Source organism: Paraburkholderia ginsengiterrae, from assembly GCF_001645125.1.
Classification (GTDB): domain Bacteria; phylum Pseudomonadota; class Gammaproteobacteria; order Burkholderiales; family Burkholderiaceae; genus Paraburkholderia; species Paraburkholderia ginsengiterrae.
The window spans coordinates 44009-69892 of record NZ_LXKA01000154.1 but is presented as its reverse complement, the minus strand read 5'-3'; the positions used below and the strand labels follow the sequence as shown (position 1 = coordinate 69892).

The 25884-nt window shown below is 66.7% G+C and carries 25 protein-coding genes; 10 read left to right on the top strand and 15 right to left on the bottom strand.

What is annotated here, in order from left to right; translation table 11 throughout:
* Positions 1-11: 11 nt before the first annotated feature.
* The 4 genes from A6V37_RS12600 to A6V37_RS12585 all read right to left on the bottom strand — a co-directional run bounded on the left by A6V37_RS12600 (position 12) and on the right by A6V37_RS12585 (position 6909).
* Entirely contained in the window at positions 12-548 is a 537-nt protein-coding gene (locus A6V37_RS12600) for a hypothetical protein (protein ID WP_064266304.1), read from the bottom strand.
* Positions 532-3846, bottom strand: coding sequence for a hypothetical protein (locus tag A6V37_RS12595; RefSeq protein ID WP_064286037.1), 3315 nt, complete (start codon positions 3844-3846; stop codon positions 532-534). The genes A6V37_RS12600 and A6V37_RS12595 overlap by 17 nt, the downstream gene beginning before the upstream one ends.
* Before the next feature lie 110 nt (positions 3847-3956).
* Positions 3957-6071 carry a winged helix-turn-helix domain-containing protein gene (locus A6V37_RS12590; protein ID WP_064286036.1) on the bottom strand — a complete coding sequence of 705 codons (2115 nt, stop codon included), beginning with the start codon at positions 6069-6071 and terminating at the stop codon, positions 3957-3959.
* 223 nt (positions 6072-6294) lie between these two features.
* On the bottom strand, positions 6295-6909 hold the full coding sequence (locus A6V37_RS12585) for a GNAT family N-acetyltransferase (protein ID WP_064266301.1): 615 nt from the start codon (positions 6907-6909) through the stop codon (positions 6295-6297).
* Positions 6910-7219: 310 nt separating this feature from the next.
* Between A6V37_RS12585 and A6V37_RS12580 the strand changes: the two genes are divergently transcribed.
* Positions 7220-7672 (top strand): hypothetical protein, encoded by a 453-nt coding sequence (locus A6V37_RS12580; protein ID WP_064266300.1) that lies wholly within the window; start codon positions 7220-7222, stop codon positions 7670-7672.
* Positions 7673-7761: 89 nt separating this feature from the next.
* Here A6V37_RS12580 and A6V37_RS12575 read toward each other — a convergent pair whose 3' ends face one another.
* From A6V37_RS12575 to sctU, 11 genes are all read right to left on the bottom strand, one after another.
* Positions 7762-8229, bottom strand: a complete 468-nt coding sequence (locus A6V37_RS12575) for a CesT family type III secretion system chaperone (RefSeq protein ID WP_064266299.1) — start codon at positions 8227-8229, stop codon at positions 7762-7764.
* Positions 8230-8388: 159 nt separating this feature from the next.
* Positions 8389-8562, bottom strand: coding sequence for a hypothetical protein (locus tag A6V37_RS41320; protein WP_165614409.1), 174 nt, complete (start codon positions 8560-8562; stop codon positions 8389-8391).
* Positions 8563-8672: 110 nt separating this feature from the next.
* Positions 8673-8915, bottom strand: coding sequence for a hypothetical protein (locus A6V37_RS12570; protein WP_064266298.1), 243 nt, complete (start codon positions 8913-8915; stop codon positions 8673-8675).
* A 19-nt stretch (positions 8916-8934) separates the two neighbouring features.
* A complete protein-coding gene (locus A6V37_RS12565) occupies positions 8935-10176 on the bottom strand; it encodes a hypothetical protein (protein ID WP_064266297.1) in 1242 nt (413 codons plus the stop codon).
* A gap of 204 nt (positions 10177-10380) precedes the next feature.
* Complete coding sequence (locus A6V37_RS12560) at positions 10381-11316, bottom strand: hypothetical protein (RefSeq protein ID WP_064286035.1); 936 nt, start codon at positions 11314-11316, stop codon at positions 10381-10383.
* Positions 11313-11576 carry a type III secretion system export apparatus subunit SctS gene (gene sctS / locus A6V37_RS12555; protein ID WP_064286034.1) on the bottom strand — a complete coding sequence of 88 codons (264 nt, stop codon included), beginning with the start codon at positions 11574-11576 and terminating at the stop codon, positions 11313-11315. Before sctS ends, A6V37_RS12560 begins: the two co-directional genes overlap by 4 nt.
* A gap of 30 nt (positions 11577-11606) precedes the next feature.
* Positions 11607-12257, bottom strand: coding sequence for a type III secretion system export apparatus subunit SctR (sctR, locus tag A6V37_RS12550; protein ID WP_064266294.1), 651 nt, complete (start codon positions 12255-12257; stop codon positions 11607-11609).
* On the bottom strand, positions 12241-13536 hold the full coding sequence (gene sctQ / locus A6V37_RS12545; protein ID WP_064266293.1) for a type III secretion system cytoplasmic ring protein SctQ: 1296 nt from the start codon (positions 13534-13536) through the stop codon (positions 12241-12243). The genes sctR and sctQ overlap by 17 nt, the downstream gene beginning before the upstream one ends.
* Positions 13537-13594: 58 nt before the next feature.
* Positions 13595-14227 (bottom strand): type III secretion system protein SctP, encoded by a 633-nt coding sequence (sctP, locus tag A6V37_RS12540; protein WP_064266292.1) that lies wholly within the window; start codon positions 14225-14227, stop codon positions 13595-13597.
* Positions 14228-14258: 31 nt separating this feature from the next.
* Positions 14259-16343 (bottom strand): type III secretion system export apparatus subunit SctV, encoded by a 2085-nt coding sequence (sctV, locus tag A6V37_RS12535; protein ID WP_064286033.1) that lies wholly within the window; start codon positions 16341-16343, stop codon positions 14259-14261.
* A 26-nt stretch (positions 16344-16369) separates the two neighbouring features.
* Positions 16370-17458, bottom strand: coding sequence for a type III secretion system export apparatus subunit SctU (gene sctU / locus A6V37_RS12530; protein WP_064286032.1), 1089 nt, complete (start codon positions 17456-17458; stop codon positions 16370-16372).
* A gap of 428 nt (positions 17459-17886) precedes the next feature.
* Between sctU and A6V37_RS12525 the strand changes: the two genes are divergently transcribed.
* The 9 genes from A6V37_RS12525 (at position 17887) to A6V37_RS12485 (ending at position 25777) form a co-directional block, all read left to right on the top strand.
* Positions 17887-18456: an HrpB1 family type III secretion system apparatus protein gene (locus tag A6V37_RS12525; RefSeq protein WP_064266289.1), complete on the top strand. Its 570-nt coding sequence runs from the start codon at positions 17887-17889 to the stop codon at positions 18454-18456.
* 33 nt (positions 18457-18489) lie between these two features.
* On the top strand, positions 18490-18879 hold the full coding sequence (locus A6V37_RS12520) for a type III secretion protein HrpB2 (RefSeq protein ID WP_064266288.1): 390 nt from the start codon (positions 18490-18492) through the stop codon (positions 18877-18879).
* 36 nt (positions 18880-18915) lie between these two features.
* The gene (gene sctJ, locus A6V37_RS12515) at positions 18916-19722 is read left to right on the top strand and encodes a type III secretion system inner membrane ring lipoprotein SctJ (RefSeq protein WP_064266369.1); all 807 of its coding nucleotides are present in this window, start codon (positions 18916-18918) and stop codon (positions 19720-19722) included.
* Positions 19722-20462: a type III secretion protein HrpB4 gene (locus A6V37_RS12510; protein ID WP_064266287.1), complete on the top strand. Its 741-nt coding sequence runs from the start codon at positions 19722-19724 to the stop codon at positions 20460-20462. Before sctJ ends, A6V37_RS12510 begins: the two co-directional genes overlap by 1 nt.
* Entirely contained in the window at positions 20447-21226 is a 780-nt protein-coding gene (gene sctL, locus A6V37_RS12505; protein ID WP_082902621.1) for a type III secretion system stator protein SctL, read from the top strand. The genes A6V37_RS12510 and sctL overlap by 16 nt, the downstream gene beginning before the upstream one ends.
* 30 nt (positions 21227-21256) lie before the next feature.
* Positions 21257-22636: a type III secretion system ATPase SctN gene (gene sctN, locus A6V37_RS12500; protein ID WP_082902620.1), complete on the top strand. Its 1380-nt coding sequence runs from the start codon at positions 21257-21259 to the stop codon at positions 22634-22636.
* Between the two features lie 25 nt (positions 22637-22661).
* Positions 22662-23174, top strand: a complete 513-nt coding sequence (locus A6V37_RS12495) for a hypothetical protein (RefSeq protein WP_075643474.1) — start codon at positions 22662-22664, stop codon at positions 23172-23174.
* 43 nt (positions 23175-23217) lie between these two features.
* A complete protein-coding gene (gene sctT / locus A6V37_RS12490; protein ID WP_064266285.1) occupies positions 23218-24033 on the top strand; it encodes a type III secretion system export apparatus subunit SctT in 816 nt (271 codons plus the stop codon).
* Between the two features lie 289 nt (positions 24034-24322).
* Positions 24323-25777, top strand: coding sequence for a helix-turn-helix transcriptional regulator (locus A6V37_RS12485; protein ID WP_064266284.1), 1455 nt, complete (start codon positions 24323-24325; stop codon positions 25775-25777).
* The last annotated feature ends 107 nt before the right edge of the window (positions 25778-25884 follow it).

Sequence of the window (25884 nt, the reverse complement as noted above, 5' to 3'; positions counted from 1 at the left end):
TCGCGACGGCGCTACTGCACGCGCCCCTTGGCCACCTGCTGGCGACAGTAGGCGAGATACTTCGGATAGACCTGCGCGGCCGGCACGTTCGCGTACTTGCCGTAGAGTCCTTCGACGAAGCGCGGCAACTCGGCCCGCGCGCGCATGCCTGTTTCGTAGGGCATCTGCTGGCTCTGCAGCAGGATTTTGCGCAACTCGTTTTCCTTCGACACACCTGCGTCGCGGTCTTGAGCAATGGCCTGGGCGGATTGGGCCTCGCCCTGGCAGGCCATGTCCGCATAGTCGGGTGCGGGCGCCGCTGACGCGGCGACGGCGAGCACGTAGCTGAAGCTGAGGGAAGCGGTTCTGATCGACTTTCGCTGCACTGTGAGTACCGGCTGGGAGTGATCGACCGTCTGATAGTAGGCAATCCGCACGGCGCTTGGCAAACGGAAAACTTCGTGAACCGGCGGACAGGTTCGCGTAGGCGTCGACAGATATCGCACCGCATCGCTCGCATAACGAGCCGCTAGCAAACGGCACGCCCGCACGCTAGGCCCCGCGTTCATCCAGTTCCTCGAGCACGTCGAACGGCACGCTCTCTGTCACGATTTCGCGGTCGCCCGTCGCGCTGGTTCGCGTGCTGAACTGAACCATCATGTTCGGCCCGAAGCTGCGCGTCACGGTGTTGCGTTCCTTGACCTTCAGCTCGATCGGCATCCAGGAAGAGGGCGCGCCGAGTATCTCCGCATTGCGCGCCTCGACCGTTTCCTTCACGTGCGGATCGTTGCCCGATTGCGCGAGCAGGGCCGCATTGGCGTCGAGCCGCAGCGCCGCGTCGCGATGCAGGCGGTAGCGGTACATGTAGGTCAGATTGGGCCGCCGGTTCTTGCGCACTGTCGCCAGATGCTGGTCGATGCGCTGGCCGGCGAGCACCCGCGGATCCTCCAGCGGCGCGGGCGGCGCGCCTCCCGCATTGGTCTGCGCACTCTCTCGCTCGCGCTGTGCGATGACCTTGGCCGCGAACAGGTCGATCAGTTCGGGGCGCGCCGCATCGACGGCGCGCGTGTACATCCGTGCATCGAGAAACTCGACGTCGAGCACGCAGGCGCGGTAGTTCAGCTTGCCGTCTTCGCGGACCAGCTGCAGCTTGGCGGAGCGGTTGCGGTCCTTGAGCGTCATGGTGGCGGCCGGCGTGTCGACCGAAAAGAGGCCCACGCTCTTTGAGCCGGCCGAATCGAGCGCGTGCGAGAACCCGGGCGCGATGCCGCCGCGCAACTGCCAGAGGTTGCCGAACCCCACACGATGCTGTTCGACCTGGACGCGGCCGGTGCGCTCGGCGGAATCGACTGTCTGGCGCGATTTTTCCCATCCCACGCCGAGCGCGGGACCCACTCGCGCCGACAACCCGCCGTGGGTCTTGCTGCTGAGGCCCGGCACCTTGACCGTCGCGGTTGCATCTACCGTCACACCGCGGCGTGTGTTGCTGCTTTGCCCGTCGGTCCAGCTGATCGACACATCGGGGTCGTCGAAGAATCGCTCCGCGAGACGGTTCCACACGCCGTTCGAGCCGTCGCCATGGGCCGCGGTGGCTTCGTCGAATACGTGGTCGACGATCTCGTTGAGCTTCGCGCGCATCGCCTTGTCGTCGTAGCCGGAACCGTCGGCCTTGACGCGGCGTGCGACGCGCAACGACACGCCACGCGGCCTGGTCAGTTCGCGCGAATGCAGAATCACATTGGTGACGAGCCCCGCGCGCACGTTGGTGATCCCGGCTTCGATGTCGTAGCCGACCATCAGCCCCGCACCCACGTGATGCAGCGAGCTCTCCGCTGTGCCGACGAACATCTCGACGCCATGCGTGGCACGGCTCACCTCGACCACGGCCTCACGCGTGCGCGAGGCGCGCAGATCGAGGCGCGGCGAAACCGGAATGCCGTGAGCCTGCATCAGCGTCGCATTCAGGCCGCGCGTGCTGATGCCCTGGCGGCTGCCATCCGTGAGCCGCAAGCGCGCGCCCGACGGCAGATCCTCGATCACTTCCTTCAGCGTCCCGCGCACGTCGTCGGGGTTGTCGGCGGCGTGCGCCGGCGCGGCGGGTTGAGCAAGCGGGCGCAGCGCGCTGATGGAGTCCCAGAAGGGGGCATCGTCGGGCACGCGTGCGACCTTGCCCCACAGCGCGAGGCGCTCGACCGTGAACGGCCGTTTGGCGATCGCGCTGAACGGCTTGGTCTTCGCGAGCTGCTGCGGCGTCATCGCACTCCAGCGCGCGGTGGCCTGCTGCACGCGGGCGAGGGTTTGCGGCGAAGACACGTCGCCGTCCCGCAGCCCCGCGCACATCTGCTGCGCGCGCTGCGCGGTCGCGACAATCGCGTCCTCGTCCATCCGCTCGTTCGGAAAGCCGCCGCGTTCGAGCCACGTATGCAGCGCGGCAAGCTCGACCAGCGATCGTTCCGGCCGCGCATGTTCGAGTGCCGCCGCGGGTTGCAGCGCGGGACTCTGCTCGAACGTTGCGCGCGCGTCGCGCAGGCCTTTTTGCAGCGCCGCGCGTTCTTCAGCGACCGTCTTGCGCGGCACGCCTTGGGTGCCGAAGCGCAGCGCAGACAGCGGCGATTTGTGCTTGCCGCGAAACATGCGCGGCAACAGCGTCCTGAAGCGGTTTTCGCCGACCCGGCCGATGGTCTTCGCGGAGAACTTGTTCAAACGCTCGCGGGCCTGCGACAGGTCGCTATGCCGGCCGTCTTCGGCAAACGACTGGCGCCACGCAAAAAACGCGCCGCGCTGGTCCGGCGTCAGCGCATCGCGGCCGTGTTCGAGGAGCGTGGCGGCGGCATCGAACGCGCGCCTCGCCAGCGCGTTCGGCCCGGGCTCATCCGCCGTCAGCGGACCGTTGCCGAGCCCCGCCTGCTGCGCGATCGTGCCGGGCGCGCGATCCTGTCCCGGCGGATGCGGCATGCCCGGCGGCGTCGGGTCGAGCGCATCGGCGCTCTCCAGCAGGACCTTGACGGCGAGCCGGTGACTGTCGCCGGTGAACGGCTGCATCACGGATGTGCGCAGCGCGTCGAGCGTCTGGAAGCCCTCGCTCGAACGCGACAGCAGCCGCGCGACCTGCCACGCCTCACGGTCGGGGTCGCTCGCGCTATGGGCGGTGTGCGGCGCGTTGAAGTCGAGCATGCCGACGCGTTCCAGCGCCATGTGCGCGTGTTGCACGTCCGTGATGCCTGTCTGCCGGATGGCCTGCGCCAGCAGCGCGCCGCGCGTGGCGGCAGTGGCTGCTGCCGCGTGCGTGTTGGCGTCGGGCGGCGTGAGATGGTAGAGCCGCGACGCGAACGTGCTGACGTCGAGCAGGCGGTCCTGCGGACAACTGAATTCCCGCTGCACATAGGTGAGCAGCGCCTCGCGGGTGGTGACTGAATCGAGTGGCGCGGACTGGGCCGGCTGGGCTTGCACAGCCGGCGAAGCGTGGGCCGCCGCCGGCACGGGCGCGACGGTTCGTCCGATGGCCTCGGACACCATCCGCTCCGTCATCTCGAGCGCCGCCCCGGCGACGCGCGCTTGCCTCGCCGGCTCCTCCGGCGCATAGCGCTTGCTGCCGCTCCTGTAGTTCTCCGGCCCTGAGGTTCGGCCGTGCGAACTGTGCTGATTGGCGAGCGTGCTGCGATCGAAGCGGCGCGCGCGGAACGTATCGGCCGAGCGCGACAGCGACGACTTGAGCCGCGCCAGCACCCCATGGGGCACCGCCGGCTGCGGCGCATTCACATGATGCGCGGGCGCCGTGCCGGGTGGCTGCGCGGCATTATGCGCGTCGGGCGCGCCTTCGACGAAGCCCGGCGAGGCAGGGAGGTTGATCCGGTTGCGATCGGACATGGCAGCGCGGCAGCGTGGGACCGGCTTGCACTATGTCCGTCGAATGTGACAGGCGAGTTGGAGGGAAGCGGCCGCAGGCGAACCCATGGCCTGAAACGCGAAGCCGCACGCTACGATGTGCCGGCGCGCTGCGAGGCTGTCCAGTTGGCTTGGGCGATGCGGTCGTAGGAGGCTTGCAGGTCCATCGCGCGTTCGAGTTCACCGGCCTTTACTGAACACACGATCAGACCGATCAGCGCGTGCTGACGGTACGTGTTGTCGGCGCAGGCATTGGCGAGCTCATAGGCGGCCTGCCACGCGTGCGTCACCTCGTCGAGCGGCGCCTGGGTCAGGGGCAGCGCATGCGCGAGCGCGACGCGCGGGCGCATGTCGTCGCGAATGCGGCGCGGCGTGCTGAGCTCCACGCGCTCCAGCGCGGCGCGGATCGTGCGCAAATAGTCGCGGGTGAGCGACAGCGCCCGCCACAGCGTGATGGAAGATTCGAGCAGCGCAATCGCCGTCTCGAAGCGGTCGTTGTGCAACGACCAGTCGAGTGCCGCGCGCAGATCGTCGATATCGATGCGATCCAGCACGTTGCCGGGCCGCCGGTCCCCCTGAGTGCGGCGCGCGGCGAGCCGCGGCGCGAGCGACTGCGCCAGCGCGGCGGCGGCCGGGTCCCACTCGCCGCTTTGCATGAGCATCTCGCGCGCGGCCAGCTGCACCGCGCGCGGCAGCCGCAGCGTGACGACACCGTCGCCTTCGATCTGCTCGACGAGCCCGGCGTCGAGCAGATCGTCGAGCGACGCCTCGAAGCCGAGGTCGGTTTGCGAGGCGTTCGCGTCGCCGCCTTCCTGCCGCGGGGCGAGTTCGGCCAGCATGCGGACTGCCGAGCAGCGGGTAAATTCGCCGCTGAAAATGCCCAGGCGCCAGAGCAGCGCGCGCGTCGCCTCGGGCACGCCGGCCGTGTGCAACTGAAGCCCCTCGCTGACCGGCGCGAGCCGTGACAGCGGCTGATTGGGCGTGCCGCCGCCCCGTGCCATCAGGTCGTCGAGCTCGCGTGCGAACGAGAACAACACCGCATCGAGCGACATGACCGTGCGCATGCGCCGGTCGATTGCCGCGGCCGCCAGTTCGAGCGCGAGCGGCACACCGTCGAGCCGCCGCGCGATCAGCGCGGCCATCGTCAGCGTATTCGGCGTGAGGTGTCCGGCGTCGAAATCGGCGAGCGGCCGCACGGCCAGCGGCGTGCGCGGGCGCGCCGCGCGTTGCTCCTGCCCGGTGAGCAGCAGCGTGAGACGAGCGAACAGCAGGCGCAGCGCGTCGTATTCGCGTGCTTCGTGGGCGCTGACCTTGACATGATCAGGTATGCGTAGCGGTCCAAGCGCCACGAGATATTCGCTGGCGATGAGCAGCGGGGCGGTGCCCGTGACGATCACCCGCAACCCCGGCGCGGCGGCAATGAGCGTGTTGAGCAGATGAGCCGCGGGCTCCCTGAGCGGCTCGCTGCAATCGACGATCAGCAGCATGCGGCGCGTGCCGATCGCTTCGAGCAGGCGCTCGAACACGTCGGTGCCGTGCTCCGGCGCGATGCGCAGGGCGAGCGCGCAGGCATCGATCAGGCTGTCCGCCTGCATGTGCGGCGGCAGGGCAATCGCGACGACGCCGTCCGGCACATGCGCGGCCAGCCGCCGCGCGGCTTCATGCGCAAGGCGAGTCTTGCCGAGCCCCGGCGCGCCAGTGAGTGTCACGACGCGGGAGGTGGAAAGCAGTCCAAGCAGTTCCGATAGTTCGGCGTGCCGACCAATGAACGAGGTAAGACGTACCGGAATGCGCAGCGCGGCCGGCTCGGGCAGTGCGTGTGCCGAAGCGAGCGCGCCGGTGGGCGGCAGCCCGCTTGCACCGGACGCGGCGTCTTCAGCATCGAGCAGGTGTGCGCGTCCGGCGAAGCGGTAACCGTAGCCCGGCACGGTCGTCACCAGATCGCGGTCGTTACCCAGTGCGCGCCGCAGCGTGGAGACCTGGGCCTGCACCGTATTGGCTTCGACGTTCACACGCGGCCATGCGCGCTGGCCGAGTTCGGCGAGCGGCACCGGCCGCCCCTCGGCTTCGACGAGCGCGAACAGCAGCTCAAGGGCGCGTGCGCTGATTTCGACAGGCACGCCGTCGGCGGTGAGGCGCGGCGGGTTCTGCGACAGGCGGTAACGGCCGAAGGCAATGACCGGCTCCGTAGGTCGCGTTAGCGACATCGTGGGTCTCCAGCAGGGATGGGCGGATCGGTACGACGAGCGGCGCCCGCACAGGACGCGGTCGCGTCACGCCGGCCGGGGCTTCGACATGGGCGGGTTCGCCGCCGCGGCGCGAGGGCCGTGCGATGAATTGCCGAAAGCTTATGGCGTGTCGCGCGGATGAGCAAGGAAGCTTTTGTCAAAACCTCACGCTGGGCCTCGCACCTCGCCCGCACTCGCCGGGTCAGGCCGGCTCCCAGTCGACGTGCTCGGTCAGCCACGCGGCCGCCGCGGTCACGGGCTGCGGGACCAATGGGCGCGTCATCGCGTACAGATAGCTGTCGCCGGCGAGCAGCCCGAGGTTCGGGCGGCATTCGTGATTGATCAGCTTCGCTTCGAGCGTGAAGCCGAGCCGCTCCATGCTGCTGTGCGCGTCGCCGTCCACGGCGCAGTACGCGTAGATGCGAAAGATCGGCGGCTGCGCCAGCAGCCATTTGAGCAGTTTGCGCAGCGCGTAGAGTCCCGCGCGCCGCCGGCGTGCGCCGCCGCGTCGGCTGATCACGACACCCAGTTCGGCGCGCGGCGGCCGCGGGCGTAATTCGATCAGTGCGGTAAGGCGGCCGCTGGCCTTGTCTTCCAGGACCCAGCGGATCAGCGTGCCGTCCTGCCAGCCCCGTTGTGCGTCCTCGATGAAGGTCAGTGTCTCGTCCGGCGTGGCGTGGCAGCGAAAGCCCAGATAGCGGGTCGTCTCGATATCGCCGAGCATTTCGTCGAAGAGCGCTTGCGCGTCGCGTGGCTCGGGCGGCCGCAGAAGCAGTTCGCTGGACTCGATCAATTCAGGAGGACGGAACAGGGACATCGAACGACTCCGCACGCGGTAATGGCGACGATTGTGTGGGACGTTCCGCGTGTTCCCGCGCTGTTTGGCGAAGCGGCATGCGTAGCGGCGAATGTACGGCTGCGGGCGCGGCCTGCATGGCGGATGAGGGGCGGCGCGCGGCTTATGGCGCAATGCACCATCGGATGCGGGCCAATGACCTTCGGCTGGCGCGCTCCTGCTTCGCGTGCAGGGCGGCGCGAGTGACGGCGCTTCGCTATAAATGACGCACCGGGGCGCGAGCAGTGGGCTTTGCGCCGACGGAGCGGTTTCCAATCGAGAGGTTAGCGCAATGACGAAGATCAACGGCCCGTTGGTCGGTGGTACATCGACAAGCGGCGAGACGCCGGCGGCCGGTGCGGGAGTCGCGGGCGTCAAGCCTTCGAAACTGGCCAAAGGCGGCGCGCTGGACGCGCTGCAGGACGTGCAGAAGCCGCGCACCGCCAGTTCATTCCGCACGTCCGCCAAGGCGCTGCTTACGCAGGGTGCTCAGGTGCTGTCCGGCTCCGGCCAGAAACCCGGTATGTCGAACGGCCCCCGTGCGGATAACGTGCCGCCAGGACCGCAATTTCAAGGGCCGGGCGCTGACCCGTTGCAACGGCAAATGCAGCGTCAGCGGTTCATGGGAGCGCTCCAGGAAGTGAATAACGGCGCGATGAACCTGTTGGAAAAGAGCGCGGAAAATTTCGCCAAAGTCATGAGCAAGGCCGCCGAAGCTACGGAGGAGGCGTCGCGCAAGGTCTGATCCGCGCGGAAACCTCGATGCACGAGCCGCCGCGCAACGCGCAGCGGCTGCCGGCTGTTCTCACGAGGCGCGCCGCGTGTCGTGCCGCTTCACGCGCGTAGCCACACATAGTCGCCCGCGGCGACGCCCTCGAACATCTCATCGGTCGATTCGATGATGTTCTGCCGCCAGTACCGTCCATGCTCCGCGTAATGCGCGAGCAGATCGGCGAGCACTTCGCCGTCCACGTCGTAGGTCATCGGCACGCGCAGCACCAGCACGATGCCGCCCGTATCGGTGTCCAGACCGAGCTGTGCCTGGTCCTGCGCGTAGATCAGCAGATTCGCTTCGAGCATCAGCCGGAACACGGTCAGCGTGCGGCCGGCGGTCACTGTGCCGTAGTGGAAGTTCGCGTAGAGCGCCTCCAGATCGTTGTCGAAGTGTTCGAGCTGAACGTCGAAGCCTTCGACTTCGATCGAGCGCGTGTGCAACACGTGCTCGGCATCGGCGAGCCCGACCGTGTTGCAGAGATCGCGCACCAGTTGCACATAGCGCTCGGAACTGTCGGTGGTGTCCAACGGCGGTGTCCAGAAGAATCAGGCCGCGAGGGCCACCCGAAGAAAAAAGAGCGGACGGTATGCGCGAAACGGGCACACCGTCCGGTATTGCGAAGGGCGGCAGGCACACATCGGCGCAAATCGCCGCGCGGCCTGCCGCGAGATGGCGCGTGTACGCCGTCAGCCCTGGTGCTGGGACGCCGAGCTCAGGTTGCTGCCCAGCGTCTTCATGATGTTGCCGACCGCACCGGCCTCGGACAGTTGCTGCTGATCCTTGGCCGCGTCCAGGGTGGTTGCAATCCCCTGGGCCGTCATGCCGTCCATCGCACCCATTGCTGCTCCGCTCAAAGCCATATAAACCTCCTCGGTTCAGATAAAAAGTTTGCCGTCCTGCACATCGGCGCGAACGCCACGGCGTGCAAAACCAGCTCGGTACCCGGCAAGCGTGCCGGTGGCGAGCGCGTTCAGGCCGCGCCGCCCTTGTCCTGCAGATGCGCCACGATCCGGCTGGCGGCGAGCATGCCGCGATACAGCTTCGCCAGATTGTTGCGGTCGACTTCGGTCGCGCCGGACGCTTCGCTGAGGTTCTTCGCGGTGGCCTCGAGTGCCGTGCGAATGGCGGCGAGGCGCGGACCGCCCGCCGGATCGGCGAGCGTCTTTTGCAGATCGTTGAAATCGGCGGCACAGGTTTCGAGTGGTTCGTACATTTCCATCCTCTTCAGGGTTTCACTTCGCCGGCAACGGCACGAATGCCGCGGCGGAAGCAGGGGCGGGGCCATCGGCCGGCTGCATGACGCCGGTCGCGGCGCCTGATTTGACAGTGGCGCTCTGTTGCGCGGCGGCCGGGTCGGCGCTCGCCAGGGTGTCGCCGCCGGCGGCGTCGGCCGCCGCGGAGGCGGGCGTTTCCGGCGTGACGTAGATATGCTTCACGCCGTCCGGGGTTTCCGCATAACGCACGTCGTCCGAGGACATCAGTTCCGAGAATGAAGGTGGCAGCGGCGCGCCTTCCTCCGATTGCACGACCCGCATGCGCAGCGCTTTGACGTTGTCGCTGAGGTCGCGGCGCAGGCGCGTGAGCGCCGCTTCGACGTCGGCCGGTCTGGCGGTTTTGCCCGTCACGTCGAACGCGCCGTGGCCCGTGTACACCACATGCACGCCCTGCATGCCGAGCGAATCCTCGATGTTGCGCGTATCGTTCTGCGCGATATCGTAGTGACGCAGGATCGACACCGACGACACGCGCGCGAGCAGCTTGCGCACGGTCGCGTCGTCGTCGGGCGTGGCGACCATGCCGGTCACGGTGACGCTCGAGCCGAGCGCCTGCGCGTGCAATTCGTTCATATGCGCCGCGGCGAGCGCGGTGTTGACCTTTTGCGCGAGCGCGCCCGCATCGTGCGGCAGCGCCGCGCGGCTGACCATGGTCGTCATCAGCACCGAGCCGATCACGATCACCGCCCCTAGCATCGCGCAGCCGAGCACGATGCCGACCAGCTTGCGCTGCCGCGTGCGTTCCGCTTCGCGGCGCGCCTGGGCGGGCTTGATGAGCAGCGTCGACAGCAGGTCGAGGTCGCTCGGCCATGCGGTATCCGGCCAGCCGATGCAGATCACCGTGTCGCCGAACTGCATCGGCACGTAGTCGACGAGCAGCACGGTGCTGGTGTCGGGTGCCGCCGATGCATCCGCCGCGGCAGGCGTGTCCGTGTCCGGTGACGGCGTGCCCGCCGCCGCGCCGCCGTCCGCGCTCAACGCAGGCGCAAGCTCTTCGGCCGCCACCGTCGCCGGTTCCGGCGTGACTGACCGCGCGCTGACCACGCCGCTGTCGTCCACCGTCAGCGTCAGGTCGGGGCCGCGCCAGTCGGAGATGCGGATGTCGGCGTCGTCGTCCGCGCCGATCCGATGCGCACCCGCACTCAGACGCAATTCCGCGCCTGCATGCACGCCAGTCAGAATTCGAAGCAGTTTCGTCATGTGGCGGTTGGGTTGGTCGAACGGCTGCGGTGCACGGTCATGCCGCGCATGCCTTCACGCGCTCACTCTAGACGGTCGATGCGGCAAGCCCGCGCACAATGCGAAGCCGATAGCATCCATGCGAATTTGTGCGGCGAGGGTCAGATCCGGCGCACTCATGCAACGTCGCCCAGGCAACCTGATGCAGCGCTGACGCGGGCGTGCTCAGCGAGGCCGCTTGCCGCGCGCGAGCGCGCCGGCTCGCAGCGAACTCAGCGTATTGATCGAGCGGTCGCGCTGCGACGGCGGCAATGGGCTTTGCGCGTTCAACAGGAACAGGTACCCGAGAAGATTGAGGCGCTGCACGCGGCTTAACTGCGGTTGAGCCGTGCCCGCGTCGGCGTTGCTCGCGTGCGCAGAGGAGGGCGGCGTACCCGCCGTTCCGCGCGCCGCGTTTTCGGAGCCACCCCGGCGGCGACTGCTGGCGATCATCAACTCGCGCAATTCGGCAGGATTGACGGATTTCGGCGTGCCGTGACGCAGGGCGGCACGCGCGTCGGCCGACAGTTCATAGAGGCGCGCGTCGAACGCGGCGTCCGGATGGGCCGCCATCCCGTCACGCACGTCCAGCAGTCCGTCGCACAAGCCGCCGCGTACCGCGGCCGTTTTCTCCGCATCGTTCGAACAGGTGGCCGCGAGTGTCTGCAAGGCGCCCGGTTCAAGCGGCGGCGCGGGCTCGCCTGGCCGCATCCGGATGGCGGGCGGCACAGCGCCTTCGCCGTCGTGCTGTCCGTCGTGCGATTGGCCGCCGTGATCGCCACCGCCACCACCTCCACCGCCACCGTCGCGGGTGACGCGACGGCTCTCTTCGTGTGCGCCGCCTTCGTCGTCGCCGTCGTCGTCCACGCCGCCGCTGCCGCTCATCCGGCTGCGGCGCAAAGCAGCCGCACGCCGCCGTTTCGCCTGCAACTGTGCGAGCTTGCGGGTGCGCAGCGACCCGCGCTGGTTACCCTGCGGCTTGGCCGCATACGCAAAGCGGGTCGTGCTGCGATAGAGCGCGGCGTGCCGCGCGATTTCGCTCTCGTTGCCGGATCGCCCGGCCTCATGCGACCGGTCGAGGTGCGCCGTTTCCGCTTGCGACGGTTGCGAGATGCGGGTCATTGCGGCACCGCGGCCTGCATGACTTCGTTGGCGAAGTGAAGGATCGCCGCCGCCGAAAACGGTGCGGCGATCACGATCGCCACCGTCACGGAAATCAGCTTGACGCCGTGCGACAGCGTCTGGTCCTGCATCGAGGTGATCGCCTGCAGGAACGAGACCGCGAGCCCCACCACGGCGGCGACGATCACGATCGGCAGCGAAACGAACATGCACAGCAGCATGCCCTGCGTGGTGAAACGAACCAGTGTGTCGATATCCATGAACTCAATCCTCGCGTGTCGTGCCGGCCGCTACCGGTAGGTCATGACGAGACCGTGGATCAGCGTCGACCAGCCGTCCATCACGACAAACAGCAGCAGCTTGAACGGTATTGCGACGTTGGTCGGCGTCACCTGATTCAGGCCCATCGCAAGCAGCACGTTGGCGATGATCAGATCGATCACGATAAACGCGATATACAGCAGGAAGCCGATCTTGAACGCGTCGGTGAGCTCGCTCAGCGTGAAGGCGGGCGCCAGCACGATCAGGTCGTTTTCATGCAGGTTGTTGGCCGCTTCCTTCGGCCACACGACATTAGCCGAGCGGATAAAGAAGCGCTTTTCACGCTCGTTCGCGTGCTTCTCTAGGAATTCGCGGAACGGCTCGCGTGCCGCACCGAACACCTGAATCAGCGCCTGGGTCGGCTGGCCGGCAATAGGCTGGCCTTGCAGCGATTGCGCGGCGCGCATGCCGACCGGCGCCATCACGTACAGCGACACCAGAATGGCGATGCCGTTCAGCACCATGTTGGGCGGCACCTGCTGCACGCCGAGCGCATTGCGCAGCAAGCCGAGCACGACCACGATTTTCGCGTACGAGGTCACGACCATCGCGACGAACGGCACGAGGCTGATCGCGATGACGACGAGCAGTAAGCCGGTTACGTCACTGAACTGGACCATCGCCGTGCGCCATTCGCAGGATTCGTACGCCGAGATGTTCGCCGACCGTCACTAGTTCGCCATAGCCGATTGTCTGGCCATGCGTGACGAGCTTCAGCTGCGCGTCGGCCACCGGCGTTGGGAGTTCCAGCACGTAGCCGGGCCGCAGCGCATAGAGTTGCGATAAGGGTAACGCCACCGTATCGACTTCGAACTGAACCGGCAGATCCAGTTCGCCGATATCGATCGGATTCTCCGGTTGATCGGGGGCGAGCGAATCGTCGAGGCGAACTGGGTCCAGTTCATCGGTCATGGTCGGCTCCTTGGTGATGGTAAGCATCTGCCCTTCGATTGCCACGGGCGCGTGCAATCGGATGAGGCCAGGCGTGCCCCACGCGGCGACCGCGGTGGACTGCGCTGCGCCGTCGGCAAGCGGCAGGCTGCTGCTCGCGAGCGAGCGCAGCAACACGTCGCCGGGCATGAGCGCGCGCAGTGTTTGAACCGGCAGCCGCCGTGCGCCGAGGATCGCGCGCCCTGGAATCAGGCAGTCCGGCAGGCGTGCGTCCGTGGCAACGGCAACAGCGGAGGCTGCATGTAGCAGAGCGGCGCGAACGAATTCGCCCGATTGCGCTGCGGGCCGGTCTTCCAGTGCGCTCAGCACCGTGGCGCCAAGTGTGACGTCGGCGGCGTAGCGGCGTCCTTCGAGCGTGAACGACAGGGCGAACGGCGCGGCGTCGCCTCGGGTGATGGGTTGACCCGAGCCGCGCAGCAGCCGTGCAAGCCGCAGGCCGGTGAGCCCGAGCGCTGCCAGCCGTTGCAGCAGCGGTTCGAGCAACAGGCCGGCGACGGCGGCGCGCAGTGCGCGTTGTGCATCCGACGACGCGGGCACGCTGCTTTCCGCGGGCCATGCGGCAATCTCGAGCGAAGGATGCTCGGCCAGATCGAACGTCACGTAGATGGAGCCTGCCGGATGCACGAGTTCGAGCATGCCTGGCTGACGGTAGGCCTCACCAGAAGGGGCGTAGCCTTCAGTGGACCCATCAGTCGACCCATCGCGCAGCGCCGCCTGCCATGCGTCGATTCCCGGCACGCGTTGCAAGGCCCAGGCCGTGCGCGCATCGCAGACGAGCCGTGACGTGCGCGCAGCGACGGGCGAAATCGCGCGCAGCGGCAGGCGCCCCGAGGGCGCAGCGTGAGCCGGGATGCGTGGCGCGGGTGCATCGTCCTGCCGCGCGCACGTATCCGGCTGCCTGTCGACGCGTTCGACATTCCCCGGCATTTCAGCGATCGGATAACCCATGCGGTGGCGTGAGAAGTGGAATTGGTGCGCTTGCGCGGACACGTCGAAGCAGCCGGGCTTACCAGACCGTCAATTCGATTTCGCGCGGCGCGCCCCATGCCTTCAACAGCGAATCGATTTCACGTTCGAGCATGGCGCTGTGATTCAACAGTAACTGCTTTGTTTCAGCGCTCGACGTATCGAACCGAAGCGAAAGCACGAAACACGAAAGCGACAGATACAGCGTGGTGTCCGGCAGCACGGCCGGGTCGAGCGGGATCTGCACCTCCCAGTTGCCGGCGTTGCCGATCGCCGGATTGGCGCAGAAGGCGGTGACCTCGGTCGCGAGCGAGGTCGCCAGTTCGAGGAACTGGCCCTGGGTGCGAAAGAGCGCGTCCACGACCGGCAACGTCGCTCCGGAGACGCGTTGCGTCACCGCTTCGCGCTGGCCGGCCGTGAGCCGGTCGCCGGCCTCGGTGGACTGATCGCTGTCCTCGTCATCGCGCGACTCGAACAGGCGGGGGCGGCCGTGGTCATTGTTTTCGTCCTTAACCTGTTCGTTACCGGCGATCTGTGAACGCACGGCAAGACGCTGCAGGCGCGCGCGCCGCGCGAGGCCCGCGTAGTCGAACGCGCGGCTGCGCGCCTCGTCGGCCTGCTGCTCGGCGGCGATGTCGCCGGGAATGATGCGCAGTGAGCGGGATTCGATCATGAGCGTAGCCGGATGTTCAGGTCACGGGTGTTCAGATGGTGACGCGGCCGAGCGGCTGCAACTCGACGTGATCGCCCAGTTCCTGATACGAATAGACCGACAGCCAGCCGAGCCGCCCTTCGATCATCCGCCGCACGTAACGGCGGATATCCATCGACGTGACCAGCGCCACGCCTTCGCGCGGCACCTGGCCGACAAACGACTGGATCTTGTCGACGAGGAAGTTGGCCTCATCCGGCGGCAGGGCGAGGAAGTTGCCGGTCGGCGTCTGCTTGATCGCCTGGCGGATGTGCTGCTCGACCGGCAGGTCGAACAGCACGGCGGGCAACTGCCGTGCGCCGCCCGCCGCGCGATGCGCGAGAAAACGCGCGAGATCGCCGCGCACGTACTCGGTCAGCATCAGCATGTCTTTTTCCTTCGCACCCCAGACGATCAGGCTCTCCAGAATGTTGCGCAGATTGCGGATCGGCACCTGTTCTTCGAGCAGACGCCGCAGAACGTCGGCGATACGCTGCGGCGGCAGCACCTTTTGCACCTCGGCGACGAGGCCCGGATATTCCGCGTTCTGCTGATCGAGGATCCACTGCACTTCCTGAATGCCGAGAAAGAGCGACGCGTGACGGCGCAGCATCGCCACGGACGCGTGAGCGATCACCTGTTCCGCGCGCCATGCGGGAATTTTGGCGGGCAGCGATTTTTCATCGAGCCACCAGGTGGGGCCGGGGCCGCCGTCGAGCCCGCGGCGCTGCTCGCCGCGGCGTGCCAGTGCCGCGAGTTCCGCCTGCATGGCGTCGTTCTTGCCGAGCGACAACGCATCCGGCAGCATCACCTTGCCAGGCGGCAACTCGATGGCGCAGTACGGCACGTCGTGCATCAGCAGTTCGCAACTGGAGGGCGGCAGTGCGTCGCTCGTCCACATCGTGATGCCCGGGAACGGCAGGCCGAGATACTCCTGCAAACGCGTGCGTTCCGTCTCGAACGATTTGTCGAGCGCCGTGGTCGACAGGCGCGGCACGAGGTCCGGCGAGATTCGCACGCCGAGCGGACACGCGAACTGCGGCGGCCGCATCAGGATCGCGGGCACGTCGATCTTCGCGCCCGAACGCTGCATGGCGTTGACCGCTTCGCTCGCATGCGTGCTCGACGCGGGCGCGCGCTTGCTCAGGCGATAGCCGCAGAACGCCAGCGTGCCGGAGAGCAACAGGAAGAGCGCCGTCGGAAAACCGGGCACCGCCGCGAAGCCAAGCAGCAGGAGGCTGGCGAAGTAGAGCGCGCGGTGGCTGGTGGAGAGTTGACGGCCGATCTCGTCGCCGAGTGACAGCGGCTTCGCGTCGCGCTCGTCGGCAACGCGCGTGATCATCACGCCCGCCGCGACGGAGAGCAGCAGGGAAGGAATCTGCGACACCATCGCGTCGCCCACCGAGAGCACCGAGAACCGGTTGGCCGACTCGCCCGCCGACATGTCGTGATACGCGACGCCCACGGCAATGCCCGCCACGATATTGATCATCGTGATGATCAGCCCCGCGATCGCGTCGCCCTTGACGAACTTCATCGCACCGTCCATGCCGCCGTGCAACTGGCTTTCGACTGCCAGCGTGGCGCGTTTGCGGCGCGCTTCTTCCGGCGAGATGATGTTGGCGCGCAGGTCGGCGTCGATACTCATCTGCTTGCCCGGCAACGCATCGAGCGTGAAGCGCGCACCGACCTCCGCGACGCGTTCCGAGCCCTTGGCGATCACGATGAACTGAACGGTGGTAATGATCACGAACACGACCAGCCCGACCACCAGATTGCCGCCCACCACCAGCTCGCCGAAACTTTCGATGATATGGCCGGCGTCGGCATGCAGCAGAATCGACTTGGTGGAGGCGATGTTCAGCGATAGCCGGTAGAGCGTGGTGAACAGCAGCAGCGACGGAAACACCGACAGCGATACGACGCTGGGCACATACATCGTGATCATCAGCAAGGTGACGCTGATGGTGATGTTGATCGCCAGCAGAATATCGATCAGCGCCGGCGCCAAAGGCAGGATCATGAGCGAGATGATCGCCACGACGAGCAGCGCGATGCCGATTTCCCCGCCCGCCGGCAACTTGAGTGACTTGAACATCTCGAACCTCGTGGTGTGGCTGGACGTCAGTGCAATGGAGCGGCCGCGTCGTCGCTCGACGCGGACTGCCGGTTGGCGCCGATTGCCTCGACCCAGCGCAGGATCGCGGCAACGGTTTCAAAAAGTTCTTCCGGAATCGGCTCATCGAGGCCGACCTTGTAGAGCGCGCGGGCCACGGGCGGATTGCCGATAATCGGCACGTTGGCCTGCTGCGCGAAGCCGCGCAGCTGCGCGGCGCTTTCGTCCATGCCCTTGGCCGTCACCAGCGGCAGCGGATGCTCGCTGGGCGCATAGCGGATCGCCACCGCGTAGTGCGTCGGGTTGACGATCAGCGCATTGGCGAAGCCGACCCGCTGCTGCGTGCCGGCCGAACTCGCGAACTCGCGCGCGAGCCGCCGGCGTTCCCCCTTGATCTTCGGATCGCCTTCCTGCTGCTTGTGTTCGCGCTTGACCTCGTCTTTGGACATGCGCATCTTGCGGATGAACATGGCGTGCTGCAGCTTGACGTCGGCGCTGCCGATCACCACGAACACGCCCGCCGCGATCGAGCACAGTTTCAGCAGCAGGTCCCAGAACATTTTCGACAGCTGAGGCAGCGGCTGATACAGCGATCCGACGATCAGCGGCAGCATCCATTTGATCGTGAACCACATCACGAAGCCGATGATGACCGCCTTGATGATCATCTTGACCAGTTCGATAACGGTGCGCCACGAGAAGATGCGCTTGAAGCCGTTGATCGGGCTCGCGTTCATCGGATTGGGCACGACCGGCTTGGTGGCGACCTTGAAGCCGACCTGCGGGATCAGCGCCGCCAGTGCCGCCACCGCGCCGATCAGCACGAACGGCACCACGACCAGCAAGCTCTGGCCGCCCACGCTGGTCATCTTGCCGAACAGGTTGGCGAGCGAGTGATCGCCTGAAACGAAGTCGAGCGCGGTCGCGACGATCGCACGAAAGGCGCCCGCGAAGCTGCCCGAGGCGAGAATCAGCACGCCGATCACGGCGGACATCGTGACGGAGTCGGTCAGATCGGTGCTCTTCGATACCTGGCCTTCCTTGCGTGCGTCCCGAAGCCGCTTCTCGGTGGGCTGTTCGGTCTTTTCATCACTCATCGGGCGGTCCCGTGAACGGGCGAAGGGAAGTGGGGCGGCAAGCTGCGGGCGCGCGCCGTAGGTACAGGCAAGGTTCCATGGCCGATCCGTGGCGCACCGCGACAACTGATAGTAGCGGTCACCGGCCGGGCTCCCCACGCCCGACACGAAGCCGCCGCGTGTGCAGCGAAGCAGTTTCCGGACGCGCTGTCACGCCGCGGTGGTTAATGCGCTCAGGCACGAACTGTGCGAGGCGGCGCGGTCCATGGGCGCGAGATGACGGGCGCGCTTCGCGCCAGTTGCGCTGGCTTCGCGTCCACAGCGCGAGATGCGCACCCCTCTGGGTATCTTCCGCATATCGAAGCTCAGGCGTGCGCCGGACCAGGCTCGAACGCGCTGCGGCTGTCCCTTCTTGCCGGTCGGCATCCACCTAGCGGGAGCTCTGCATCATGAGTGTTACTTCGACGAACTATCTGAATTGCAGTCAGGACATCGTCAGCGGCCTGATCGAAACGATCTCCGCGGTGCTGCTCAACAACTTCCCGGTCCTTGAAGTCGATCCGTACGATATCGAACTGGTGCTCGATGCATTGCGCGTGCTGCGCCCGAAGATGGCGGAACTGGAAACTGTCGACGCGGTGCTGCACATGCAGCGCGGCAACTGGGACGACGCGATTCAGGTGTTCCACCAGGTGATCGCCGACGCGCCGCGTTTTGCCTATGCCAAGGCGCTGCTCGCCTTCTGCCTGTCCGCCAAGGGCGATCCGAACTGGCGCCGCAGCGCGGGCGAAGCGATGGAAGAAAATCCCGACCGCAATACCCGCCGGCTGGTGCGTGCGCTCGAGGCGCGCGACGATCTGCGTGCGGCGGTGCGCACCTATCGCAATGGCGGCAAGTTTGAAGTGCCGATGTCGATTGCGGCGCTCGGCGACGAGAGCGAAGAGGAGAGCGAACAAGGCGTTGCGGTGAGCGCCACGCCGGCTGAGACGGTCGGCCAGCACAACTATCTGCGCATCTGATCCACGCCACGAACGTTTTGCGGGAGACCGGCCATGAGCGTGTCCGTCACGTCGAAGCAGATTGCCGCCGCGCTTGAAAAGAGCGCGGCGCAGTCCACCGCGGACCCATCCATGCAGCAGCTCGGCGACAAGTTCAAATCGCTGATGCAGCATCCGCGCATGGAGGCGCCGTCGCACGGCGCGAACGACGGCGGCAACGTCGTCTCGAAGCTGGTGGCGTCGCAGGACGCCGAGTTGCAGCGCTCCGTCAACGACGTGGTGTCGCTGTCGGACCATGCGCCGGATATGTCGATGCAGGAGATGACGGCCGCGACGATGAAGGTGACACTCGAACTGGCGAGCACCCAGCTCGACATGGAAGCGAAGATGAGTGTCGTCGATTCTTCGAAATCCTCGCTCGAAACCCTGATGAAGAATCAATAGCGCATGCGCGACACGAATCCCGACCTGGCTGGCGCGATGGGGTGCTCGTTGAAGCGCCTGATGACGCGCGGCGGCGCGCTGTGCGTAGCGCTCGCGCTATGCATGACGCTCGCCGGGTGTCAGAAAGAGCTGTACGGCAATCTGTCGGAGCAGGACGTCAACGAGATGGTGGTCGCGCTGCTGGAGCAGGGCGTCGACGCGACCAAAGCCACTTCGGACGACGGCAAGACCTGGGCGCTCGATGTCGATCAGAACCAGATGGTTCGCGCGATGGAAGTGCTGCGGGCGCGCGGCTTGCCGCACAGCAAGTATGACGATCTCGGCGGTCTCTTCAAGAAGGACGGCCTCGTGTCGACGCCGACCGAAGAGCGCGTGCGCTTTATCTACGGCTTGTCGCAGGAGCTGTCCTCGACGCTCTCGAAGATCGACGGCGTGATCGTCGCGCGGGTGCAGATCGTGCTGCCGAATAACGACCCGCTCGCGCAGCAGATCAAGCCCTCGTCGGCGTCGGTCTTCATCAAGTATCGGCCGGACTCGGACGCCAGCACGCTCGTGCCGCAGATCAAGACGCTCGTCATGCACAGCGTCGAAGGGCTCACTTATGACGCCGTCAGCGTGACCGCGGTGCCGGCCGACCCGGTGGACCTGTCGCGTTTGCCGCAGGCGCAATCGCCGTTGCCGATGATCGTCGGCGCGGCGCTCGTGTTTCTTGTTTGCGCCGCCGCGCTCTTCATCTGGATGAAGCGCGGCATGCCGGCGAAGCTGGCTTCGAGCGGGCCGGGTGCGAAATTGGCTGCGCTGCTTGCACGGTTGCGGCGCGCCAAACCGACGTCGACGGCCTGATGGGCGCATCCACCGCGTTCCCGTTCGCGCGCGCGGCGGCGGTGCTCGCCGCGTACGAACGCAATGCCCGTGAAGCTGCGCGCTGGGTCCATTCGTCCTGGCTGGCTGCCGCGCTCGGTGTCGACCCCGTGCGCCTCGACGGCGTGCGAGCCGCGCTGGCGAACGCGAAACGTGAGCAAAGCGAGGCCTGTTCGCTCGCGCTGCTGCGAGCGCTCGGCATACAAGCGCCGCCCTTCGACGCCCTGCAGGCACCCAATCTCGCCATGCTCGACGCGCTGCCGCCGGAGTGGGGGCTGCGCGTGCTGCGCATGCGCTCGCTCGTATTGCGCCGCGCCGATGTGCGGCGCCTGATCGATAAACGCACTCGCACGCAGCTATCGGAATGGGTCGGCGTGCCGCTCGACCGTTTGACGAGCGGCGCCGCAGGTACAACGGGTGCCACCCGCACCTCCGCCGCGGCGAACGCACCGGATACCGCGCTCCTGACCGCGCGCGGCAAGCTCCCCGCGCTCGACCGCCTCGATGCCGACACGCTCGCGTACGAAGGCTACGCGCTACTAATGCGCGACAGCCGCAGCATCGCCGCGCCATTCGCGTTGCTGCGGCTTGCGTTGCCACGCACGCTTCCCGCGTCGCCGTGGCTCGACGCAGGCGGGCGCGAACTCGATGCGGACGGCACCGCGCAGCTGCTCGCGCGCTTGCCGGAACTGCTACCGGAGTCGGCATGGTCATTTGGCTGAGAGCGGATCGTGAGCTGGCGCAGAGCCCGAGTGCGCGCGTCGGCGTTCACGCGGACGTGATTCCGCGCGCCACCTTCGGCGCGTTGCTGGAGATCGACGAGGCCTACGCGCAACTCGCCGCGGATCGCGACACGACGCTCGCACTGGCCCGCGACGAAGCACAAGCCGTGCTCGACGCCGCGCGTCACGAGGCGCGGGAGATTCTCGCCGCGGCGCGCCGCGACTACGACGCGGCCGCCGAGCAGGGTTACCGCGACGGCGAGCAACAGGCACTGGCCGACTGGATCGAGAGGCTAGCGGATGCGGGAGCCGAGCAGCGGCGCACGCAGACGAAAATGCGCGAACGCCTCGCGGAAATCGTCACGGTGGCCGTCGAGCAGATCGTCAATGTGCAGGAGTCGAATCTGCTGTTCGAACGGGCGCTGACCACGGTCGACCGGATCGTCGAAGGCGCGACCTATCTGCGGGTCGCCGTCAGTCCAGGGGACTACGACAAAGCCTGCATCGCCTTCGAGCGGCTGTCGGCCCGCTGGCGCGAACTGGGCCGGCCGTTCCCGCTCTCGGTGGTGGCCGACAAGCGGCTCGACGCGGGCAGTTGCATCTGCGAATCGGACTTCGGCGCGGTCGATGCGAGTCTCGCGACGCAATTGCGCGCGATGCGTTCCGCGGTGGCGCGCGCGCTCAAGCAGTCGGCGGGCGAGGGCTACGGCGATCCGGAGGCCTCGGAGCTTGACGATCAACCCGCCGACGCCGACGGCACTTAAAGGGCGCCCTCACGGCACTTCGCTCGCACGATGACTTCCTCTCGCCCACTCGCCGATGAACGCTCCGACGGCAGCCGCCCGCGGCCGCTCTTCGATGTCGAGCGGCTGACTGACGCCATCGAGCAGGAGATTCTCGCCACTCGCAATATCGCCCGCAGCGGCAAGGTGCTCGAAGTCATCGGCACGCTCGTCAAAGTTGCCGGACTCGATGTCACGCTGGGCGAACTCTGCGAGTTGCGTTCGGCCAACGGCGCATTGCTGCAGCATGCCGAGGTGATCGGCTTTACGCGTGACGTTGCGTTGCTGTCGCCGTTCTCGCGGCTCGCCGACATCTCGCGCTCGACTCAGGTGATCGGACTCGGACGGCCGCTGTCCGTGCCGGTCGGCGATGCGCTGCTCGGCCGCGTGATCGACAGCCTCGGCCAGCCGATCGACGGACTCGGTCCCATCGAAGCAGAGGACGAACGGCCGATCTTCGCCAGTCCGCCCGACCCGATGAGCCGCCAGATGATCGAAGCGCCGCTCGCGACCGGCGTGCGCGTGGTGGACGGCATGATGACGCTCGCCGAGGGGCAGCGCATGGGTATCTTCGCGCCCGCCGGCGTCGGCAAGAGCACCTTGCTCGGCATGTTCGCACGCGGCGCGCAATGCGACGTGACGGTGATCGCGCTGATCGGTGAACGCGGCCGGGAAGTGCGCGAGTTCGTCGAGCTGATACTCGGACCCGAGGGCATGGAGCGCTCGATCGTGGTGTGCGCGACCTCGGACCGCTCGTCGATCGAACGCGCGAAGGCCGCGTACGTGGCCACCGCGATCGCCGAACATTTCCGCGATCAGGGGCGCCGCGTGCTGCTGATGATGGATTCGCTCACCCGTTTTGCCCGCGCGCAGCGCGAGATCGGTCTCGCGGCCGGCGAGCCGCCCGCGCGGCGCGGCTTTCCACCGTCGATCTTCGCCGAGCTGCCGCGTCTGCTGGAGCGCGCAGGGATGGGCGCCACCGGTTCGATCACGGCGCTCTACACCGTGCTGGCCGAAGACGATTCGGGCAGCGATCCGATCGCCGAAGAAGTGCGCGGCATTCTCGACGGTCACATGATCCTCTCGCGCGAGATCGCGGCGAAGAACCAGTACCCGGCCATCGACGTGCTCGCGAGCCTCTCGCGCGTGATGCCGCAGGTGATGTCGCGCGACTACGTGCAGGCCGCGGCGCGCGTGCGCGAGTTGCTGGCGAGTCATCGCGAGGTCGAGATGCTGCTGCAGATCGGCGAATACAAACCGGGCGGCAATCCGCTCGCCGACGAGGCCATCGGCAAGATCGACGCGATCCGGGCATTTTTCTCGCAGGCGACCGACCAGTTCGCGGCCCCCGCGGATACCGAGGCGCAGCTCTTCAACCTCGCCGGCGGCTGACGCGCATGGGGATGCCTGTATGGGAATGAACGCGGCCGACCGGCGTATCGCAGCGTTGCGCCGCACGGCCGAGCGCCGCACGCGGCTCGAGGACAGCTTGCGCAACACGCTCGCCGCCCAGCGCGAACAGCACGCGCACGCCGCCGCGCAGCGCGACGACAAAAGCGCGGCTGTGCAGAGCGAGCGCGAGCTGCTGCTGGCGTGCCATGAACGCATCGCTCAACTGATGAGTGGCAGTAAAGCGTTCGCTCTCGCCGAGATGAACGCCAGCATGCGCCACGCGGAGATCGTCGCGGACCGGCTGCGGGTGGCCGAAGGCGAACTCGCGATGCTGGAGCAGGCGGTCGAGGCCAAGGCGCTCGAAGTCGCGGCGACGTTGCGCGCGATCGCGAACAATCGCGGCCGGATCGACATCTGCAAAGCGCGCGTCGCGGAGATCCGGCGATCGGTTGAGGCCGCCGCGAGCGACGCCGCCGATGAGGAGGCGGAAGAAGCCGCGCTCGCACGCATGCGCATCAACGCGCGCTCCGTCGTATGAGACGGACCATGACCCGGCGCATCACTCACTGCACAAGCCACGGATGAACGAAGCCCTAACCACACTCCCGCAGTTCGGCACCTCGCTGATGGACTACCTGATGGTGCTGGCGGTCTGTTCGGTGCGGCTCTTCGTGATGCTTTACATTTTTCCGCCCACGGCCGACGGCATCCTCCAGGGCGTAGTGCGCAACGGCATCGTGCTGCTGTTCAGTTCGTTCATCGCATACGGGCAACCGGCCTCGCTCATCACGTCGCTCACGGGTGTGACGCTGATCGAAATCGGCCTGCGCGAGGGCATTATCGGGCTGGTGCTGGGGTTCGCCGCATCGACCGTGTTCTGGGTGGCGGAAGCCGCGGGCACTTACGTCGACGATCTGACCGGCTACAACAACGTGCAGATCACGAACCCGATGCGTCAGGACCAGTCCACGCCGACCGCGGTCCTGCTCGCCCAGGTGGCGAGCGTCGCGTTCTGGACCTTTGGCGGCATGACGTTTCTGCTCGGCGTGCTCTACGAGTCGTATCACTGGTGGCCGTTGACTTCGAGTACGCCGGTGGCCTCCAGCGTGCTGGAGAGTTTCGTGCTGAATCAGACCGATACGCTGATGCAGACCACGGCGAAACTCGCCGCGCCGATGATGTTCGTGCTGCTGCTTGTCGATCTCGCTTTTGGATTCGGCGCGAAATCCGCGCAAAAACTCGATCTCGTGAGTTTGAGCCAACCGGTCAAAGGCGCGCTGACCGTGCTGATACTTGCGCTATTCGTGGGGATCTTCGTCGACCAGGTGAAGGACCAATTGATATTGACCAGTCTTGGCGAACAATTGCGATCCATCTCCGATGCAATGAAAAAATAGGCGGCGTTTTTACCGCTGTCTTCGTGAACCTCAATCCCTTATTTGCCGCTTATTTTGTTGTTAATCCGCGAGAGCAAAAGCAAACGGCCGTCCAATTCTCAATAGCTCTCAAATCAAGCTCCGCTATCAGATTTGTTGAAAATTCGCGCCACCCGTTTCTATACATTGGGGCAACGCGGGCGCCGGTCACATCGCACTTCACCTCGCTGCATTCGTGGACATAGATCCACCATCGGCGCCGCATGTCATGCACGCAGGCCAATGCCGTGCATCAACGAGGAGTTGAACGATGTTTCTGACGCTTTATTTCCCATTCGCCGCGGCACTCAGCGTGCCAAGGCTGCCGGAGGGATTTCTCGACAAGCTGCAGGAAGGCAATCTCAATGCGGCCCGCGCACAGGCCAACCGCTGGGCTGAAGAGGCCGGCCAGAGTGCCGATATGCCGTGGCTTCTGCAACTCTATGCAGACATGCAAATGACACTGGGCATTGGCGACGAAGCGGAGGAGCAATATCGCCGCGCGCAGAAGGCGATCCGTACCCCGCGTGAGGCGATTCGCGCCGCGTCGTGCCGCAATGTCGGCTGGCAAGCGCTGTTTCGCCATCGTTTCGCAACCGCGCTGTCGTGCTTCGCGCGGGTCGTCGACGAAACCGGCATCGCGCCGGTGCAACGCCTCGAAGCGCGTTTCGGCATTGCCTGCGCGCTCTACGAGTTGGGCCAATCGCGCGACGCCTCCGATGCTGTCGACGAACTCGCGGCCATGGCCGCGTCGGCGAGCGAGGGCGGCTCGACGCACTGGCGCGATGTGGTCACCACACTGCGCTTCGACATCGCGGTGCAGCGCGAACTGCGCTCCTCGCCGCTGCTCGGCGATCACGTGTACTGGCAATCCGGCATGGCCGACGAGCGCATGCCGGGCGGCGGCGACGCCGCCGAAGCCGCGGATCTTTGCGAAGCCGAGGCGGCGCGCGTGCAGGCGCCGCTGTTGCGCGAGCGGATCGGCTTTCTGCGGCATCTGCGTGCGCTGCTCAAGGGCGAGCGTGATGCGATGAACGACATCACCGCGCATCTGAGCTGGGCGCAGAACGCCGGCCTGCATGACTACGTGCGCACGACACGCTTCGAGATCGTGCTGGCGGCGCTCGCCTCGGAGGCCACGCAACTCGCGGAAACGGTGCTCGAACCGCTGCATCGCAGCGATTCCGCGGCATCCACCGGACACCGTCAGCTCGAGTACCTGTACTGCGTCGCCAAGGTGCGTCAGTTGCAGGGCCGCACGCGCGAGTCGATCCAGCTGTACAGCCGCTATGCGTTGATCACGACGCAATGCCTGCGCGACGACGCGCAGGCGATCGCGCCGTTCTCCAACCGGGCCGCGCGGCACGCGGCGCAACTCGACGATGTCGGCGCGCGGCTGCCCGCGAAATACCGGCGCGCCTATCGCTACCTGCAGGAAAACCTCGACCGTCACGACCTGTCGGTGCGTGAAGTCGCGGCCGAAGTGGGCGTGACGGAACGCGCGCTGCAAAGCGCGTTCAAGAACTTCCTCGGTCTGTCGCCGACCGAGCTGATCCGGCGGCAACGCATGGAGCGCATCCGCGCCGAACTGCTTCAGGACTCGTTCACGAGCGATCGCAGCGTGCTGTGCGCGGCGAACAAGTGGGGCGTGCAAAACCGCTCGACGCTCGTCAGCAGTTATCGCAAGCAGTTTCACGAAGCGCCCTCGGAAACGCTGGGGCGCTAGGCACGGCATCCGGCGCGTCGCTTTTGCGCGGCGCCTCGCGCTTGCTTGCGCCCTCGGCACGGTCAGTCGTGTTAGTGGCGCGGCGCCGGCCGCCGCGATCAACTTAT